The 16,796-nt window shown below is 68.6% G+C and carries 16 protein-coding genes and 1 pseudogene; 10 read left to right on the top strand and 7 right to left on the bottom strand.

Annotation, left to right across the window (positions count from 1 at the left end):
- Positions 1-6 precede the first annotated feature (6 nt).
- A complete protein-coding gene (locus A5736_RS19315) occupies positions 7-1,398 on the top strand; it encodes a DNA polymerase IV (RefSeq protein ID WP_175611340.1) in 1,392 nt (463 codons plus the stop codon).
- Here the strand turns inward: A5736_RS19315 and A5736_RS19320 are convergent.
- A complete protein-coding gene (locus A5736_RS19320) occupies positions 1,363-2,289 on the bottom strand; it encodes an asparaginase (protein WP_076248056.1) in 927 nt (308 codons plus the stop codon). The two genes, A5736_RS19315 and A5736_RS19320, sit on opposite strands and share 36 nt — an antisense overlap.
- 48 nt (positions 2,290-2,337) lie before the next feature.
- Here A5736_RS19320 and lspA point away from each other — a divergent pair, with 48 nt between their 5' ends.
- Together lspA and A5736_RS19330 are read left to right on the top strand one after the other, a co-directional pair.
- Positions 2,338-2,931 (top strand): signal peptidase II, encoded by a 594-nt coding sequence (gene lspA, locus A5736_RS19325; protein WP_139333435.1) that lies wholly within the window; start codon positions 2,338-2,340, stop codon positions 2,929-2,931.
- Positions 2,931-3,860, top strand: a complete 930-nt coding sequence (locus A5736_RS19330; RefSeq protein WP_139333436.1) for an RluA family pseudouridine synthase — start codon at positions 2,931-2,933, stop codon at positions 3,858-3,860. The genes lspA and A5736_RS19330 overlap by 1 nt, the downstream gene beginning before the upstream one ends.
- Positions 3,861-3,967: 107 nt before the next feature.
- Here the strand turns inward: A5736_RS19330 and A5736_RS19335 are convergent, their stop codons facing one another.
- Positions 3,968-4,726 carry a class I SAM-dependent methyltransferase gene (locus A5736_RS19335; RefSeq protein ID WP_076248043.1) on the bottom strand — a complete coding sequence of 253 codons (759 nt, stop codon included), beginning with the start codon at positions 4,724-4,726 and terminating at the stop codon, positions 3,968-3,970.
- A gap of 47 nt (positions 4,727-4,773) precedes the next feature.
- The gene (locus A5736_RS19340) at positions 4,774-5,184 is read right to left on the bottom strand and encodes a group 1 truncated hemoglobin (protein WP_076248045.1); all 411 of its coding nucleotides are present in this window, start codon (positions 5,182-5,184) and stop codon (positions 4,774-4,776) included.
- Between the two features lie 175 nt (positions 5,185-5,359).
- Here A5736_RS19340 and A5736_RS19345 point away from each other — a divergent pair, with 175 nt between their 5' ends.
- The 4 genes from A5736_RS19345 (at position 5,360) to dnaE (ending at position 11,303) form a co-directional block, all read left to right on the top strand.
- A complete protein-coding gene (locus A5736_RS19345) occupies positions 5,360-6,385 on the top strand; it encodes an SDR family NAD(P)-dependent oxidoreductase (protein ID WP_076122964.1) in 1,026 nt (341 codons plus the stop codon).
- 4 nt (positions 6,386-6,389) lie between these two features.
- The gene (locus A5736_RS19350; RefSeq protein ID WP_076248047.1) at positions 6,390-7,193 is read left to right on the top strand and encodes an SDR family oxidoreductase; all 804 of its coding nucleotides are present in this window, start codon (positions 6,390-6,392) and stop codon (positions 7,191-7,193) included.
- On the top strand, positions 7,193-7,624 hold the full coding sequence (locus A5736_RS19355; protein ID WP_076061952.1) for an SRPBCC family protein: 432 nt from the start codon (positions 7,193-7,195) through the stop codon (positions 7,622-7,624). The genes A5736_RS19350 and A5736_RS19355 overlap by 1 nt, the downstream gene beginning before the upstream one ends.
- Before the next feature lie 145 nt (positions 7,625-7,769).
- A complete protein-coding gene (gene dnaE, locus A5736_RS19360; protein ID WP_076248048.1) occupies positions 7,770-11,303 on the top strand; it encodes a DNA polymerase III subunit alpha in 3,534 nt (1,177 codons plus the stop codon).
- 100 nt (positions 11,304-11,403) lie between these two features.
- Here the strand turns inward: dnaE and A5736_RS19365 are convergent, their stop codons facing one another.
- On the bottom strand, positions 11,404-11,982 hold the full coding sequence (locus A5736_RS19365) for a TetR/AcrR family transcriptional regulator (protein WP_076122961.1): 579 nt from the start codon (positions 11,980-11,982) through the stop codon (positions 11,404-11,406).
- A 75-nt stretch (positions 11,983-12,057) separates the two neighbouring features.
- On the opposite strand from A5736_RS19365, the gene A5736_RS19370 reads away from it, so the two are divergent.
- The gene (locus tag A5736_RS19370) at positions 12,058-13,077 is read left to right on the top strand and encodes a zinc-binding dehydrogenase (protein WP_076248050.1); all 1,020 of its coding nucleotides are present in this window, start codon (positions 12,058-12,060) and stop codon (positions 13,075-13,077) included.
- Here the strand turns inward: A5736_RS19370 and A5736_RS19375 are convergent.
- Positions 13,074-14,018 (bottom strand): MBL fold metallo-hydrolase, encoded by a 945-nt coding sequence (locus A5736_RS19375; RefSeq protein ID WP_076248052.1) that lies wholly within the window; start codon positions 14,016-14,018, stop codon positions 13,074-13,076. The genes A5736_RS19370 and A5736_RS19375 overlap by 4 nt on opposite strands.
- The gene (locus A5736_RS19380; RefSeq protein WP_076248053.1) at positions 14,015-14,458 is read right to left on the bottom strand and encodes a PPOX class F420-dependent oxidoreductase; all 444 of its coding nucleotides are present in this window, start codon (positions 14,456-14,458) and stop codon (positions 14,015-14,017) included. Before A5736_RS19380 ends, A5736_RS19375 begins: the two co-directional genes overlap by 4 nt.
- A gap of 60 nt (positions 14,459-14,518) precedes the next feature.
- On the opposite strand from A5736_RS19380, the gene A5736_RS19385 reads away from it, so the two are divergent.
- Complete coding sequence (locus A5736_RS19385; RefSeq protein ID WP_076122958.1) at positions 14,519-14,917, top strand: MerR family transcriptional regulator; 399 nt, start codon at positions 14,519-14,521, stop codon at positions 14,915-14,917.
- Here A5736_RS19385 and A5736_RS19390 read toward each other — a convergent pair.
- Positions 14,905-15,768, bottom strand: a complete 864-nt coding sequence (locus A5736_RS19390) for a class I SAM-dependent methyltransferase (protein ID WP_076248055.1) — start codon at positions 15,766-15,768, stop codon at positions 14,905-14,907. The two genes, A5736_RS19385 and A5736_RS19390, sit on opposite strands and share 13 nt — an antisense overlap.
- Positions 15,769-15,899: 131 nt before the next feature.
- Between A5736_RS19390 and A5736_RS19395 the strand changes: the two are divergent.
- Positions 15,900-16,616: pseudogene (locus A5736_RS19395) on the top strand (AMP-binding protein); the annotation flags it as partial.
- Between the last annotated feature and the right edge of the window lie 180 nt (positions 16,617-16,796).

Consider the following 16,796-nt stretch of genomic DNA (forward strand, 5'->3'; position numbering starts at 1 on the left):
CGCTGGGTGCTGCACCTGGACATGGACGCGTTCTTCGCCTCCGTCGAGCAACTCACCCGACCGACCCTGCGCGCGCGGCCGGTGTTGGTCGGCGGGTTGGGTGGGCGAGGCGTGGTGGCCGGCGCGAGCTATGAGGCGCGGGTGTTCGGCGCCAGGTCGGCCATGCCGATGCATCAGGCCCGCCGCCTGGTCGGCGTGACCGCGGTGGTGTTGCCGCCGCGCGGCGTGGTGTACGGGGTGGCCAGCCGGCGGGTCTTCGATGCCGTACGCAGCCTGGTGCCCGTCGTCGAGCAGCTGTCCGTCGACGAGGCCTTCGGTGAGCCGCCGCAGCTCGCCGGGGCGTCCGCCGACGACGTCGAGGCGTTCTGTGAGGACTTGCGGCGGCGGATTCGCGACGAGACGGGCCTGATCGCCTCGGTCGGCGCCGGCTCTGGCAAGCAGATCGCCAAGATCGCGTCCGGCCTCGCCAAACCCGACGGCGTCCGGGTGGTGCGGCGCGCCGAAGAACAACCGCTGCTCGGCGGGTTGCCGGTGCGCCGGCTGTGGGGCATCGGCCCGGTCGCCGAGGAGAAGCTGCACCGGCTCGGCATCGAAACGATCGGGCAGCTCGCCGCGCTGACCGACGCCGAGGTCGCCAACATCCTGGGCGCGACGGTCGGCCCGGCGCTGCACCGCCTGGCCCGCGGCATCGACGACCGCCCGGTCGCCGAGCGCGCCGAGGCCAAGCAGATCAGCTCCGAGTCCACCTTCGCCGTCGACCTGACCGGCCTGGAGCAACTGCGCGACGCGATCGACCCGATCGCCGAGCATGCGCACCAACGCCTGCTGCGCGACGGCCGCGGCGCCCGCACCGTCACGGTGAAGCTGAAGAAGTCGGACATGAGCACGCTGACCCGCTCGGCGACGTTGCCCTACGCGACCACCGAGGCCGGCGCGCTGATCGCGGTGGCCCGGCGGCTGCTGCTCGATCCGCGCGACATCGGGCCCATTCGGCTTGTCGGCGTGGGGTTTTCGGGCCTCAGCGACGTGCGCCAGGAATCGTTGTTCCCCGACCTGGAGCTGTCGATGTCAGAGGAACACCCCGCAGAAACTCCAGAAACCGCGACCGAGGCGATGTTCGCGCCGCCCGACGAGCCCTCGCGCTGGCGCATCGGTGACGACGTCGCCCATCGCGAGCTCGGGCACGGTTGGGTGCAGGGCGCGGGCCACGGCGTTGTCACGGTGCGATTCGAGACCCGTGGCTCCGGCCCGGGCCAGGCCCGCACGTTTCCCGCCGACACCGACGAGCTCACCGGCGCCAACCCGGTCGACTCCCTGGACTGGCCGGACTATGTCGGCGCGCTGCAGGCCGCCGCTGAGGTGTCAGCCCCAGCGGTCGACGACGTCGGCGACGGGTAGCCCCGCGGCCAACGCGGCCATCAACAACACCCGGGCCTGGGCAGGTCGCAGCCGCGGCACCATCACCGCGCCGGCCGCCACCAGGTCGTGCCCCGGGCCGTACCCCGCGGCGACCCGCGCCCCGGCGACCCGCGTGGACACCGCGACCACGACGCCGTTGCGGCAATGGCGGCGCACGCCGTCGATCACCGCGGCGCCGGCGTTGCCGGAACCCAGCGCCTCCAGCACGACGGCGCGCGCCCCGGCTTCGACAAACGCGTCCAGCGCCACCGAGTCACTGCCCAGGTAGGCCGCGGCGATGTCGACCCGCGGCGCGTCCGCGGCGCTCAGATCACCGAGATACGGGCGCGCCTTGTCGCCCGTCAGCGCGGTGTCACCCGAGCTGCTGCCGAGCACCCGGCCGGCGAAGCCGCTGAGGTCGGCGGTGGCCACCTTGTGCAGGCCCAACGGCTGCAACACCCGGCCGGCGAACGACACCAGCACGCCCAGGCCACGGGCGGCCGGGCTGGCCGCCAGCGCCAGCGCGTCACGCAGATTGCCCGGGCCGTCGGCGTCGGGGGCGTCGGCGCTGCGCATGGCGCCGGTCAGCACGATCGGGACCGTGCCGTCGTAGGTGAGGTCCAGCCACAGCGCGGTCTCCTCGAGCGTGTCGGTGCCGTGCGTGATGACCACGCCGTCGGCGCCGCCGTCGACTGCGGCGCGCACCGCGGCGCGAATCCGATCCCAATCGGGCAGTGTCAGCTCCGAGCTGTCGACCGCCATCAGGTCGACGACGTCGACGTCCAGGCCGGAGGTCAGCGCCGACCCGCTGTGGCTGGGACGGCGCACGCCGTCGGCACCGGTGCTCGTCGATATCGTGCCGCCGGTGGCGACGACGGTGAGGCGGCCCATGGTGGGATCATCCCGCATGCGTTGTCGGCCTTAGGGGATGATGGGGGGGTGTCCGAGGAACCAACGGGAGACATTGACGACAGCGTGGAGCCCGCGGCCGGCGAGCAGCACAACCCCCCGCGGCGGCTGCGCCTGCTGCTGACGGTCGCGGCGGTGGTGCTGGTGCTGGACATCGTGACCAAGGTGCTCGCCGTCAAGCTGCTGCCCCCGGGCCAGCCCGTGTCGATCATCGGCGACACGGTCACCTGGACGCTGGTGCGCAACTCGGGGGCCGCGTTCTCCATGGCAACCGGATACACCTGGCTCCTGACGCTGATCGCGACCGGCGTCGTGGTCGGCATCTTCTGGATGGGCCGGCGGCTGGTGTCGCCCTGGTGGGCGGTGGGACTCGGGATGATCCTCGGCGGCGCGATGGGCAACCTGGTCGATCGCTTCTTCCGGGCACCCGGGCCGCTGCGCGGACACGTGGTGGACTTCCTGTCCGTCGGCTGGTGGCCGGTGTTCAACGTCGCCGACCCGTCGGTGGTCGGCGGCGCGATCCTGCTCGTCGCCCTGTCTATTTTCGGCTTCGACTTCGACACCGTGGGTCGGCGCAAGGCCGACGGGGAAACCGGCAGCCGGGCCAAGGCCGACCGGCGCTGATGGCATCCGAGCGGTCGATGCCCGTTCCAGAAGGGCTGGCGGGCATGCGCGTCGATGCCGGGCTGGCGCGCCTGCTGGGACTGTCCCGCACCGCCGCGGCGGCCCTCGCCGAGGACGGCGGCGTCGAACTGGACGGCGTGCCGGCCGGGAAGTCCGACCGTCTGGCATCCGGCGCCTGGCTGCAGGTGCGCCTCCCGGATGCGCCGGCGCCGCCGGAGAACACGCCGGTCGACATCGAGGGCATGACGATTCTGTATTCCGACGACGACATCGTCGCGGTCGACAAGCCGGCCGCGGTGGCCGCGCACGCGTCGGTGGGCTGGACCGGACCCACGGTGCTCGGCGGCCTGGCCGCCGCCGGTTACCGCATCACGACGTCGGGCGTGCCCGAGCGGCAGGGCATCGTGCATCGACTCGACGTCGGCACCTCCGGGGTGATGGTCGTGGCCATCTCCGAGCGCGCCTACACCGTGCTCAAGCGCGCGTTCAAACAACGCACGGTCGACAAGCGCTACCACGCACTGGTGCAGGGACATCCGGATCCGTCCAGCGGGACGATCGACGCGCCGATCGGCCGGCACCGCGGCGGCGAGTGGAAGTTCGCCGTGACGAAGGACGGCCGGCACAGCCTCACCCACTACGACACCGTCGAAGCGTTCGTCGCCGCCAGCCTGCTCGACGTTCATTTGGAAACCGGTCGCACCCATCAGATCCGGGTGCATTTCGCCGCGTTGCATCACCCGTGCTGCGGCGACCTGGTCTACGGCGCCGATCCGAAGCTTGCGAAAAGGCTTGGGCTGGAACGTCAATGGCTGCATGCACGCTCTTTGGCATTCGCCCATCCGGCCGACGGCCGGCGCATCGAGATCGTCAGCCCCTATCCGCCGGACTTGCAGCACGCGCTGGATGTGTTGCGCGACGAGGGCTGATCGGCGCTCAAACGCCCAACGGGATTCGCCGAGCCTGTAATTTTGCAGGCCCTGTCTCGCACTTCTTCTGCAGAATTACAGGCTCGGCGGGTGCGGAGACCCGAGTATCACCCCGACTTGCGGGCCTCGACTAGGACGCGGGTGGGGTGGGCGACGAAGGAGCCCTCGGTCTCGATGAGCTCGTGCAGTTCCCGGAGTCGCTCGCGATAGCGGTCGACGCTGAAATCCGGCACCGTCCAAACCACTTTGCGCAGGAAGTAGACAACCGCGCCGATGTCGAAGAACTCGGCGCGCAGCCGTTCCATGCGCACGTCGACGATCTCCAGACCCCCGGCTTGGATCTGCGAGCGGACGGCGTCCGGGTGAAATTCGGCCCATTTCTCCGGCTGCGGTCCGATGAAGTACTCGACCAGCTCGCCCATCGTGGCGGGTCCGATGTGCTGCGCGAAGTAGCTGCCCCCGGGCCGCAGCACCCGAGCGATCTCGGTCCACCACACCGAGACGGGGTGCCGGCTGGTCACCAGGTCGAACGACTGATTGGCGAACGGCAACGGCGGCTCGTCGCGCATCGCCACGACCACCACGCCGAGCGGATGCAGCAGCTTGGTCGCGAGCGCGGCGTTCGGCGGCCACGTCTCGATCGCCGCCATCGTGGGCGGAAAGGGGCTCGCGCCGGCCAGCACCTCCCCGCCACCGGTGTGAATGTCCAGCGCGGCCGACACGGTCGCCAAGCGGTGGCTCAGCAGGCGTTGATAGCCCCAGGACGGCCGTTCCTCGGTCGCGCGGCCGTCGAGCCACGAGAAATCCCAGCCGTCGACCGATACCGAATCGGCTTCGGCCACCAGGTCGTCGAATGTGCGAGACATGCCTGAAATTCTCGCCACAAACGGGACGCCACGTCGATAGTGAGCCCCTAAACCTTGGCGGCGGCGCTCTCCCCGGACGCGATCTCGGGCGCCAGCGGCGCTACGGCGCCGAGTATCTCGGTCACCGTCGAAGAAGGCACTCCGGCGGCGGTCAGCGCGTCGGCCAGATGCCCGGCCACCAGACCGAAGTGATACATGGTGATTCCACGGCCCCGGTGCACCTCTTTCATCGGTGCACCCGTGTAGGGCTCGGGCCCGCCGAGGGCGGCGGCGAAGAACTCGACCTGCTTGCCTTTGAGGCGGTTCATGTTCGATCCGGCGAAGAAGCCCGACAATTGAGCATCGGCAAGCACCCGAACGTAGAAGTCCTCGACCACGACTTCGATCGCCTCATGCCCGCCGATCCGGTCGTAGATGCTCGCCGGCTGGGGCTCGCGGAAGCGCGCCAGTAATCTCATGTCACCAGGGGATCATCGCGGCGTTGCCCGTCAGTTAGTGTGCGATCACACCCGGATTACTCGCTGTAACAAGCGGATTGCCGCTATCTCCGGTGCGCTTGCCCGCAATCTGCAGCCAATCGCCGAGCTATGTCCTAGGTTGGCTTTATGGCCTACGTCACAGGAGCGACGCCCGATGAATCTCGGTGACCTGACGAACTTGGTGGAAAAGCCGTTCGCGGCGGTCTCCAACATCATCAATACCCCCAACTCCGCCGGGCGATATCGGCCCTTCTATTTGCGCAATCTGCTCGACGCGGTGCAGGGCCGCACGCTCGAGGACGCGGTCGACGGCAAGACCATCCTCATCACCGGGGGATCGTCGGGCATCGGTGCGGCCGCGGCGAAGAAGATCGCGGAGGCGGGCGGGATCGTCGCGCTGGTCGCCCGCACGATGGAAAACCTGGAGAAGGTCGCCGACGAGATTCAGGGCGACGGCGGAACCGCTCACGTGTACTCGTGCGACCTGACCGACATGGACGCCATCGCGGGGATGGCCGATCGGGTGCTCGACGAGCTCGGCGGCGTCGACATCCTGGTCAACAATGCGGGCCGCTCCATCCGGCGCTCCCTGGAGCTGTCCTACGACCGCATCCACGACTACCAGCGGACCATGCAGCTCAACTACCTCGGCGCGGTCCAGCTCATCCTCAAGTTCATTCCGGGCATGCGCGAGCGCGGCTTCGGGCAGATCATCAACGTGTCCTCGGTCGGGGTGCAGACCCGCGCCCCGCGCTTCGGCGCCTACATCGCGAGCAAGGCGGCGCTGGACAGCCTGTGCGACGCGCTGCAGGCCGAAGTCGTCAACGACGACATCAAGTTCACCACCGTGCACATGGCGCTGGTGCGCACGCCGATGATCAGCCCCACCAAGATGTACGACAAGTTCCCGGCGCTGACACCGGATCAGGCCGCCGGCGTGATCACCGACGCCATCGTGCACCGGCCGCGACGGGCAAGTTCACCGTTCGGGCAGTTCGCCGCCCTCGCCGATGCGGTCAACCCCGCCGTCATGGACCTGGTGCGCAACCGCGCCTTCGGCATGTTCGAAGACTCCGACGCCGCCAAGGGCGGCGAATCCGCAACCGACACAAAGGATTCGAAGCAATTCGACAAACGGAGCGAGACGTTCGTGCGGGCGACGCGCGGGATCCATTGGTGACACCATGAGCCTTCCGAAACCCGACACTGACACCACCGTCGTCATCACCGGCGCCTCCTCCGGCATCGGCGCCGAACTGGCCCGCGGCCTGGCGCGCCGCGGCTTTCCGCTGCTGCTGGTCGCGCGCCGCCGCGAGCGGCTCGACGAACTCGCCAACGAGGTGGGCGCGGAGTACTCGGTCGCGGTCGAGGTGCTGCCGCTGGACCTCAGCGACCTCAAAGCCCGCACAAAATTGGCGAACCGGCTGAGCAGCGAGCCGATCGCCGGCCTGTGCAACAGCGCCGGTTTCGGCACCAGCGGCGTCTTCTACACGTTGCCGCTCGAACGGGAGAGCGAGGAGGTCACGCTCAACGCGCTGGCGTTGATGGAGCTCACCCACGCCGTCCTGCCCGGCATGGTGGAACGCGGGGCGGGGGCGGTGCTGAACATCGCGTCGATCGCGGGATTCCAGCCGATGCCCTTCATGGCGGTGTATTCGGCCACCAAGGCCTTCGTGCAGACGTTTTCCGAAGCCATCCACGAGGAGCTGCACGGCTCGGGCGTGTCGGTCACAGTGCTGTGCCCGGGACCGGTTCCCACCGAGTGGGCCGAGATCGCGAATGCCGAACGCTTCAGCCTTTCCATTGCGCAGGTCTCACCCTCCGACGTCGCCGAGGCCGCGATCGGTGGGATGCTTGCGGGCCGGCGCAGCGTCGTGCCGGGCGTCGTGCCGAAGGTGGTCAGCACCAGCGGCCGCTTCGCGCCGCGAAGCCTGCTGCTGCCCGCGATCCGGATCGGCAACCGATTCCGCGGGGGGCCCAGCCGCTGATGGCCGCCGTTGACATGACCGCCGACATGCCGATGAGCCCGCAGGACATGTGGGATCACGTGTCGGATCTCTCGGACTTGGGCGAGTGGCTCGTCATGCACGAGGGCTGGCGCAGCGAGCTGCCTGACGAGATCGCCGAGGGCACCCAGATCGTGGGCGTGGCGCGGGCCAAGGGCATGCGCAATCGGGTGACCTGGACCGTGACGAAATGGGACCCGCCCCACGAGGTCGCGATGTCCGGTGCGGGCAAGGGCGGGACGAAATACGGTGTCACCCTCACCGTGCGGCCCACGAAGGACGGTTCCACCCTGGGTCTGCGTCTTGAGCTGGGCGGACGTCCGCTGTTCGGTCCGGTGGGATCGGCCGCTGCCCGCGCCGTCAAGGGCGACGTGCAGAAGTCGTTGCAGCTGTTCGTCGAGAAGTATGGGTGACGGCCGGCGACGACACGCTAGCCACGCCGCTCCGGCACGAAAACGCGCCGGCGAGGCATCCTGGACGGGTAGCCAGAAACGTCTTGAGACACACTTCCCCGACACGCCCGGATGCGTCGGTGCTCGGTCATAGACTGGCGTCCCTATGAACTCCTCCTTCGTGCACCTGCATAACCACACTGAGTACTCGATGCTGGACGGTGCCGCGAAGATCACGCCGATGCTCGCCGAGGCGGAACGGCTGGGAATGCCCGCGATCGGCATGACCGATCACGGAAACATGTTCGGCGCCAGCGAGTTCTACAACGCGGCGACGTCCGCCGGGATCAAGCCGATCATCGGCGTCGAGGCCTACATCGCGCCGGGTTCACGCTTCGACACCCGCCGGGTCACCTGGGGTGACCCCAGCCAGAAGTCCGACGACGTCTCCGGCAGCGGCTCCTACACGCACCTGACGATGGTGGCCGAGAACGCGACGGGGCTGCGCAACCTTTTCAAGCTGTCCTCGCTGGCCTCCTTCGAGGGCCAGCTGAGCAAGTGGTCGCGGATGGATGCCGAGCTGATCGCCGAGCACGCCGAAGGCATCATCATCACCACCGGCTGCCCGTCCGGGGAGGTGCAGACCCGGCTGCGGCTGGGCCAGGACCGCGAGGCGCTGGAGGCCGCCGCCCGGTGGCGCGAGATCGTCGGGCCCGACAACTACTTCCTCGAGCTGATGGACCACGGCCTGGAAATCGAGCGCCGGGTGCGCGACGGGTTGCTCGAAATCGGCCGCACGCTGGGCATTCCGCCGCTGGCCACCAACGACTGCCACTACGTCACCCGCGACGCCGCGCACAACCACGAGGCGTTGCTGTGCGTGCAGACCGGCAAGACGCTGTCGGATCCCAACCGGTTCAAGTTCGACGGCGACGGCTACTACCTGAAGTCGGCCGCCGAGATGCGCCAGATCTGGGACGACCAGGTGCCCGGCGCCTGCGACTCCACGCTGCTGATCGCCGAGCGCGTGCAGTCCTACGCCGACGTGTGGGCCCCGCGCGACCGGATGCCGGTCTTCCCGGTTCCCGACGGGCACGACCAAGCCTCCTGGCTGCGGCACGAGGTGGACGCCGGGCTGGCCCGCCGGTTTGCCGCCGGCGCCCCGGACGGTTACGAACAGCGGGCGGCCTACGAGATCGGCGTCATCTGCGACAAAGGCTTCCCGTCGTACTTCCTGATCGTCGCCGACCTGATCAACTACGCGCGCTCGGTGGGAATCCGGGTGGGCCCGGGCCGCGGCTCGGCCGCCGGATCGCTGGTCGCCTACGCCCTGGGCATCACCGACATCGACCCGATCCCGCACGGGCTGCTGTTCGAGCGGTTCCTCAACCCCGAACGCACCTCGATGCCCGACATCGACATCGACTTCGACGACCGCCGCCGCGGCGAGATGGTGCGCTACGCCGCCGACAAGTGGGGCTCGGACCGCGTCGCCCAGGTCATCACGTTCGGCACCATCAAAACCAAAGCGGCGCTGAAGGATTCGGCGCGGATCCACTACGGCCAGCCCGGCTTCGCGATCGCCGACCGGATCACCAAGGCGCTGCCGCCGGCGATCATGGCCAAGGACATTCCGCTGTCGGGCATCACCGACCCCAACCACGAGCGGTACAAGGAGGCCGCCGAGGTCCGCGGGCTGATCGAAACCGACCCCGACGTGCGCACCATCTACCAGACCGCCCGCGGCCTGGAGGGCCTGATCCGCAACGCCGGCGTACACGCCTGCGCGGTGATCATGAGCAGCGAGCCGCTGACCGATGCCATCCCGCTGTGGAAGCGGCCGCAGGACGGGGCCATTATCACCGGCTGGGACTACCCGTCGTGCGAGGCCATCGGCCTGCTGAAGATGGACTTCCTGGGCCTGCGCAACCTGACGATCATCGGCGACGCGATCGAGAACATCAAGGCCAACAAGGGAATTGACCTCGATCTGGAATCGGTGCCGCTCGATGACAAGGCCACCTACGAGCTGCTGGGCCGCGGCGAGACCCTGGGCGTGTTCCAGCTAGACGGCGGGCCGATGCGCGACCTGCTGCGCCGCATGCAACCGACCGGGTTCGAAGACGTCGTCGCCGTCATCGCGCTGTACCGGCCCGGCCCGATGGGCCAGAACGCGCACAACGACTACGCCGACCGCAAGAACGGCCGCCAGGCGATCCGGCCCATTCACCCGGAGCTGGCCGAACCGCTCGAAGAGATCCTGGCCGAGACCTACGGCCTGATCGTCTACCAAGAGCAGATCATGCGCATCGCGCAGAAGGTGGCCGGCTACTCGCTGGCCCGAGCCGACATTCTGCGCAAGGCGATGGGTAAGAAGAAGCGCGAGGTGCTCGACAAGGAGTACGAGGGCTTCGCGGCGGGGATGCAGTCCAACGGGTTCTCCGCCGGCGCCATTAAAGCGTTGTGGGACACCATCCTTCCGTTCGCCGACTACGCATTCAACAAGTCACACGCCGCGGGCTACGGCATGGTCTCGTACTGGACCGCCTACCTCAAGGCCAACTATCCCGCCGAGTACATGGCCGGCCTGCTGACCTCGGTGGGCGACGACAAAGACAAGGCGGCCGTGTATCTGGCGGACTGCCGCAAGCTCGGGATCACGGTGTTGCCGCCCGACGTCAACGAGTCCGGCCTGAACTTCGCGTCGGTGGGCCAAGACATCCGCTACGGCTTGGGGGCGGTGCGCAACGTCGGGGCCAACGTCGTGACGTCGTTGATCGGCACCCGTTCCGACAAGGGCAAGTTCACCGATTTCTCGGATTACCTGAACAAGATCGACATTTCGGCGTGCAACAAGAAGGTCACCGAATCGCTGATCAAGGCGGGCGCGTTCGATTCGCTCGGGCATGCCCGCAAGGGCCTGTTCCTGGTCCACACCGACGCCGTCGACTCGGTGCTGGGCACCAAGAAGGCCGAGGCGATGGGGCAGTTCGACCTTTTCGGCGGGGGCGATGCCGGCACCACGGACGCGGTGTTCACCATCAAGGTGCCCGACGACGAGTGGGAGGACAAGCACAAGCTGGCGCTGGAACGCGAGATGCTGGGGCTGTACGTGTCCGGGCATCCGCTCAACCGGGTGGCGCACCTGCTGGCCGCGCAGGTCGACACCGCCATCCCGGCGATCCTCGACGGCGATATCCCCAATGAAACCCAGGTGCGGGTGGGCGGCATCCTGGCTTCGGTGAACCGGCGGGTCAACAAGAACGGAATGCCCTGGGCGTCAGCGCAATTGGAGGACCTCACCGGTGGCATCGAGGTGATGTTCTTCCCGCACGCGTATTCCGCCTACGGCGGCGACATCGTCGACGACGCGGTGGTGCTGGTCAACGCCAAGGTCGCGATCCGCGACGACCGGATCGCGCTGATCGCCAACGACCTTGTGGTGCCCGACTTTTCGAACGCCCAGCCGGACCGGCCGCTGGCGGTCAGCCTGCCCACCCGGCAGTGCACGCTGGACAAGGTGAGCGCGCTCAAGCAGGTGTTGGCCCGGCACCCGGGGACCTCGCAGGTGCATCTGCGGCTCATTAGCGGGGATCGCATCACGACGCTCGAGCTGGACGCCTCGCTGCGGGTGACGCCCTCGCCGGCGTTGATGGGCGACCTCAAGGAGCTGCTCGGCCCGGGCTGCCTGGGGGGCTAGATCCGCCGCTTCGGCCGCTTCGCCCCCGCCGAGCGTGCGCTGAGGGCGCCGTCAGTGCACACCACACGCCGTAGACGCACACTCGTCGAACGCCATGCGGCTAGGACGGCAGGGCGCGCTCGACGATCTGCGTGAGCTCCGCGGCCACCTGATCCAGCGGCTCGATGCTGCGCTGAGCGCGGCACATGGCCACGGTTCCTTCGACGGCCGCGACGATCAGGGTCGCGATGCGCTCGGCCTCCGGGGCGTTCACACCGTGCTCGCGCATCGATTCGGCCAGCAGCGCTGTCCAATGGCCGAAGGCGACGGCTGCGGCGTCGCGAGGTGCGGTCTGCCCGTCGGGCAGATCTTCAACCGAAACCGCGAGAACCGGACAGCCGGCGTGAAACTCACTGTTCAGCACCACGTTTCGCCACATTCGTAGAAATTCCTGCAGTCCGGCAACCGGGCCGGCCCGCAGCTCTTTGGTCAGAATGCGGACGGTGAGGTCGTCTGCCCATTGCACCGCCTCGGCGGCCAGGTCGTATTTCCCGCCGGGGAAGTAGTGGTACGTCGAACCGAGCGGGGCGCTGGTGTGCTTGGCCAGCTCTCGCACGCTGGTGGCGTTGAGCCCGCGCCGGCTGATCATGTCGGCGGCGCCGACCACCATGCGTTCGCGAGCGACAGAGTTCTCCGGCATGCCGACCTCCTTGCTATAACGTCCGTTATAACATACGGTGAACCGCTATAACGAGCGTTATAGCGAGGAGGTTCCGTGCGAAGTCTGATGTTCGTCGCCCCTGGGCAACTCCGTTTCGATGATGTCGATGATCCGACGATCCTCGCGCCGTCCGACGCGCTGGTGCGCCCGCTCGCGGCCACGACCTGCGACCTCGATCACCACGTCGTCGCCGACAAGACCCCGTTCTCGGGCCTGGGGCCGTTCCCGCTCGGCCACGAGTGCGTCGGCACCGTCGTCGAGGTCGGCCCCGACTGCACCGACGTCAGCGTCGGGGATGTCGTCGGCGTGGCCTGGCACATCGCGTGCGGCACCTGCGCGCAATGCCGACTCGGGCACCCCGTCCGCTGCCTGCGCCACGGCGACGCCCAGTACGGTCTTCCGGTCAACGGGTTCTGGGGCGGAACGTTTTCCGAGCTGATCCGCGTGCCCTACGCCGACTACAACCTGGCGCCGTTACCGGCCGGGATCGACCCAATACACCTGGCGTCGATCGGCGACAACCTCGCCCTGGGCTGGGAAACGGTCATGCCGACCATCGCCGGGATCGACGACCCGCAGGTCGCCGTCTTCGGCGGAACGGGATCGATCGGCCTGTACTGCGTCGACGTCGCCGTCCACTGCGCCGGCGCGCGCACCGTCTACTACGACGACGATTCCACCCGCATGGCCGTCGCCGAAAAGCTCGGTGCGGAGGTGTGCGACGTCAACGGCAAGCGGGAGAAGGACTTTCACGTGGCGGTGGACGCGACGGCGGACCCCGACCGCCTGCGAAAGGCCCTGCTCTCCGTCGTGCCCGAGGGCCACGTCAACAGCGTGGGCATCTACTTTCAAGACGTGACGCTGCCGCTGTTGCAGCTGTACCTGCGCGGCGTCCACTTCCACAACGGCAAGGGCCAAGCCCGGCCGAACATGACGCCCACGCTCGACGCCGTCGCGGCGGGGACGCTGCACCCCGAGCTAATCACCAGCGGGATCTACGCCTGGGACGACATCCCCGGCGTCCTGACTTCGGACACCCCCGGCCACAAGCCCATCTTCGTGCTGGACAGCTAGGTCGGGAGCTGCAGCGCCGCTTGGTGGTCGTGGGTGGGGATGATCCTCACCGTATGCCGTGCGAGATGAAGTCGCTGCAGTGTTCGGAAGGTCTGCTCGCGGTCCTCGTCCACCAAAACGCCGGGGTAGCTTGACTTTTGCCGGACCTTCTCGATCTGCAAGTGGTGCCACGCCGCGTCGCCGGCGATCAGGATCCATCCCTGCCCGGTGTGGACGAGCACCCCGATGCTGCCCGGCGTATGTCCGGCCAGGTCCACCAGGATTACCGAACTGTCCCCGAACAGGTCGCGGCTTCTGCCGAAGGTCAGCACCGGCGGACCGTCCAGCTCGTATTCGATGACGGGCCGATCGCGCAGCGAGTCGCGGACGCCGCCGACGGGGGCGAGGGGCCCGGAACCGATCCACTCCCTTTCGACGCGGTGCAGGTGGACGGGCAGGTCGGGCATGTCCAGCAGCCCGGACACGTGGTCCCAGTGGGCGTGCGTGGGCAACGCGAAATCCAGTCGAGGCGTTTCGGGCAGCCCGGTCAGGGCCGTGATCGTGGGGATGGTGTCGGCGGGCGGGCGGACCACGGCGCGCAGGACCGCGGGCAGCTGGGCGATCGCCCGGTGCTCGACGTCGAGGCACACCGCGGGGTCGACGATGAACGTTGCCTCCGGATGCGTGACGACGAACGACGTCAGCGAGTTCTCGATGCGGGCGGGCTTCCACGTGCCCTCGACAATCGCGGCGGTCGGCACCAAACGCGGCACTTGCGGCAGCGCCCGCACGCCCACGGCGCCGCGGGGATCCGGCAGGCCCGCGTCGACGACGCCGCGGACGAAGCGCCGATCGAGCCGCCGCGGCCGCAGCAGGCCCGGGACGAGTCCGGCTGCGGCGGTGCAGCATTGGAGAATGCTGGGGGAGCGGACGGGGTCGGGCACCAGTGTCGTGGGTGTCATGCCGGATCCACCCGAACGATGGCGCTGTCCGCCCACACCCCGCGGTCACGCGCGCGGCGCAGTTTCTCGCGCAGGCACAGGTCCTGGTGGACGTTCGTCACTCCGGGCACCTTGATCAGCGGCACGATGTTCCACTGCCAGCCGTACCGCCGGTGCAGCGCCCGGTTGGCCCGCTCGGCGTCGGCGCCCGACAGGATGGTGGCCCGGCCCGCGACCGTCGTCGCGCCGCGGCGCACCCGGCCCCGGTAGTCGCACGCGGCGAGTTCGACCTCGCGGCGCGCGGCCAGCCGCCGGGTCTTCGGGCCTACCTTGGTCCGGAATACCAGCGTGTCGCCGTCGAACCCGAACCAGATCGGGGTGTCGACGGGCGTGCCGTCGCGGCGAAACGATCGGAGCAGGGCGTAGCGGGTGGCGCTCAGTTCGGCGAGGGGGTGATCCATGGACACAGTCAACAACTTAGAGTTGACTCTAAGTCAAGCATGGAATTCTCGGGAGGACGGATGGGTGCACGCCTGACGATCGGCGAGGTTGCGCGCCAGGCCGGGGTCGCCGCGACCACGCTGCGTTACTACGAGCGGATCGGGCTGGTGCCGGCGCCGACGCGGCTGGGCGGTCAGCGCCGCTACGACGACGCGGTGCTGGCCCGGCTCGAGGTGATCGGGCTCTGCAAGTCCGCGGGGTTCGCTCTCGAGGAGATCCAGGTGCTGTTCGCCGATGACGCCCCGGGGCGCCCCGCCAGCCGCGCGCTGGCCGAGGCCAAGCTCGCCGAAATCGATGCGCAGATGGCGTCGCTGGCCCGGGCGCGCGCCGTCATCGAATGGGGAATGCGCTGCACGTGCCCGTCGATCGACGCCTGCACGTGCGGCATTCACAGCCCGCTGGAGACTCAGAACTTGTAGCGCAGGATGCGGGCCTTGCGGGCGAACGCCGCGAACTTGCCGGATACCTTGGTAGCCAACCGAATCCAGCCCGGAAACACGTCGACCTCGGGAGCGTGTGCCAGGCTGGCCTCTTCGACCAGCGTCAGGCGTGGATTCCATATCTGTGGCACCCGGGCGTCCTTGAACCCCGGATAGCCCCACTGGGCGCCGACGCTGCTGAACATCTGCTGCGGGGCCAGCTTGACCGCCAGCCGGCTGAACCAGCCGATGCGCCCGTAGTCGTTGAAGGCCAGCTCCCCGGACGTGAAGTGCTCGGTGACGCGGCGAAAGACACCGGCGATCACCGGCTCGGACAGGAAAGCGAACAGCCCGTCGGCGATCACCATGGTGGGCCGCCCGCCCGGGATGGCGTTGGGCCAGCTGTCGTCGGCCACCGATGCGGTGACCGAGTGGGCCCGCTGGTGGGTCGGCATCAGCCGGTCACGCAGCGCGATGACGCCCGCCAAGTCGACGCTGTACCAATCGACCGCGGCCGGCGGGTCCACCCGGAACAGGCCCGTGTCCAAACCCGCGCCGAGGTCCACCACGACGGCGTTGGGGTGCGCGGCGGTGAAGGCCCGCACCCGGTCGTCGAGCATCTTCGCGCGCAGGGACGCCTGGCATACCACGCTCATCGGCACCCCGAGCCCGTCGAAGTCGTAGTCGATCCTTCTGACGATGTCGTCGGCGAGCTCGTCGTGCAGGATCGATCGCGGCCTCCGGCCGTGCCGCGGCCATCGGTTGTCGAGCGCCCGCGCGTACTGCGTCAGCAATGCGGTCTGCTCCAGCGGCGAGAGGTCGCTGACGTCAACGCCTCGATCGGGCCGCATGATCGACAACGTACTCGGTGCCGCTGACCGGCGACGTTGGCGCGCCGGAGAAATCGCGCAACCTATTCCGCGCCCGGCGATCGCGGACGTACGCTCACGAAGGGCAGCGCCGACGCAAAAGGAGAACGCACATGACGACACCCGAGCGTCCGGCCACGGTCTGCGAGGCGTTCCAGCGCACCGCGTCCATCGATCCCGGCGCCGTCGCGTTGCGCACGCCGGGTGACACCCAGACGCTGACGTGGCGGGAGCTCGCGGAGCAGGTGCGCAAGGTCGCCGCGGGCCTGGCGGGTCTGGGAGTCCGGCGCGGCGACACGGTTTCACTGATGATGGCCAACCGGATCGAGTTCTACCCACTCGAAATCGGTGCCCAACACGTCGGTGCCACTTCGTTTTCCGTATACAACACGCTGCCCGCCGAGCAGCTCACATACCTGTTCGGCAACGCCGGCACCAAAGTCGCGATCTGCGAGGAGCAATACGTGGACCGCATTCGCGCCAGCGGCGCGGACATCGAGCACATCGTCTGCATCGACGGTTCGCGGCCCGGCACCATCTCGGTGGACGAGCTGTATGCCGCCGCGCCAGCCGATTTCGACTTCGAGTCCACCTGGCGGGCGGTGCGGCCCGACGACGTCGCCACGCTGATCTACACCTCGGGGACCACCGGAAACCCCAAGGGCGTGGAGATGACCCACACCAATCTGCTGTTCGAGCTGTTCGCCCTCTACACCGTCCTGCCGGTCGGCTTCGGCGAGCGGGTCACGTCGTTCCTGCCGTCGGCGCACATCGCCGACAGGGTGATGGCGCTCTACGGGCTGGAGGTGTTCGGCTCCCGGGTGACGGTGAATTCGATTGCGGCCTTGAGCTTTTCCCACACCCGCGGCACCGCGCCCCACACCGTGGGCCGCGCGTCGGGCAGCGCGGCGGCGATGGCCTTCACGTCGGAGATCACCGTCACCCGGGAGCCGAACACCTCCAGCCCGTAGAGCGCCATCACCCTGTCGGCGATGTGCGCCGACGGCAGG

This window comes from Mycobacterium sp. SP-6446 (assembly GCF_001954045.1).
GTDB lineage: Bacteria > Actinomycetota > Actinomycetes > Mycobacteriales > Mycobacteriaceae > Mycobacterium.

Bases quoted from the DNA above. Each gene is read 5' to 3' on its own strand.
- A5736_RS19320 (WP_076248056.1), bottom strand. From the start codon at position 2,289: ATGGGCCGCCTCACCGTCGTCGCCACCGGCGGCACGATATCGACGAGC.
- A5736_RS19330 (WP_139333436.1), top strand. From the start codon at position 2,931: ATGGCATCCGAGCGGTCGATGCCCGTTCCAGAAGGGCTGGCGGGCATG.
- A5736_RS19335 (WP_076248043.1), bottom strand. From the start codon at position 4,726: ATGTCTCGCACATTCGACGACCTGGTGGCCGAAGCCGATTCGGTATCG.
- A5736_RS19340 (WP_076248045.1), bottom strand. From the start codon at position 5,184: ATGAGATTACTGGCGCGCTTCCGCGAGCCCCAGCCGGCGAGCATCTAC.
- A5736_RS19345 (WP_076122964.1), top strand. From the start codon at position 5,360: ATGAATCTCGGTGACCTGACGAACTTGGTGGAAAAGCCGTTCGCGGCG.
- A5736_RS19350 (WP_076248047.1), top strand. From the start codon at position 6,390: ATGAGCCTTCCGAAACCCGACACTGACACCACCGTCGTCATCACCGGC.
- A5736_RS19355 (WP_076061952.1), top strand. From the start codon at position 7,193: ATGGCCGCCGTTGACATGACCGCCGACATGCCGATGAGCCCGCAGGAC.
- dnaE (WP_076248048.1), top strand. From the start codon at position 7,770: ATGAACTCCTCCTTCGTGCACCTGCATAACCACACTGAGTACTCGATG.
- A5736_RS19365 (WP_076122961.1), bottom strand. From the start codon at position 11,982: ATGCCGGAGAACTCTGTCGCTCGCGAACGCATGGTGGTCGGCGCCGCC.
- A5736_RS19375 (WP_076248052.1), bottom strand. From the start codon at position 14,018: ATGACACCCACGACACTGGTGCCCGACCCCGTCCGCTCCCCCAGCATT.
- A5736_RS19380 (WP_076248053.1), bottom strand. From the start codon at position 14,458: ATGGATCACCCCCTCGCCGAACTGAGCGCCACCCGCTACGCCCTGCTC.
- A5736_RS19385 (WP_076122958.1), top strand. From the start codon at position 14,519: ATGGGTGCACGCCTGACGATCGGCGAGGTTGCGCGCCAGGCCGGGGTC.
- A5736_RS19390 (WP_076248055.1), bottom strand. From the start codon at position 15,768: ATGCGGCCCGATCGAGGCGTTGACGTCAGCGACCTCTCGCCGCTGGAG.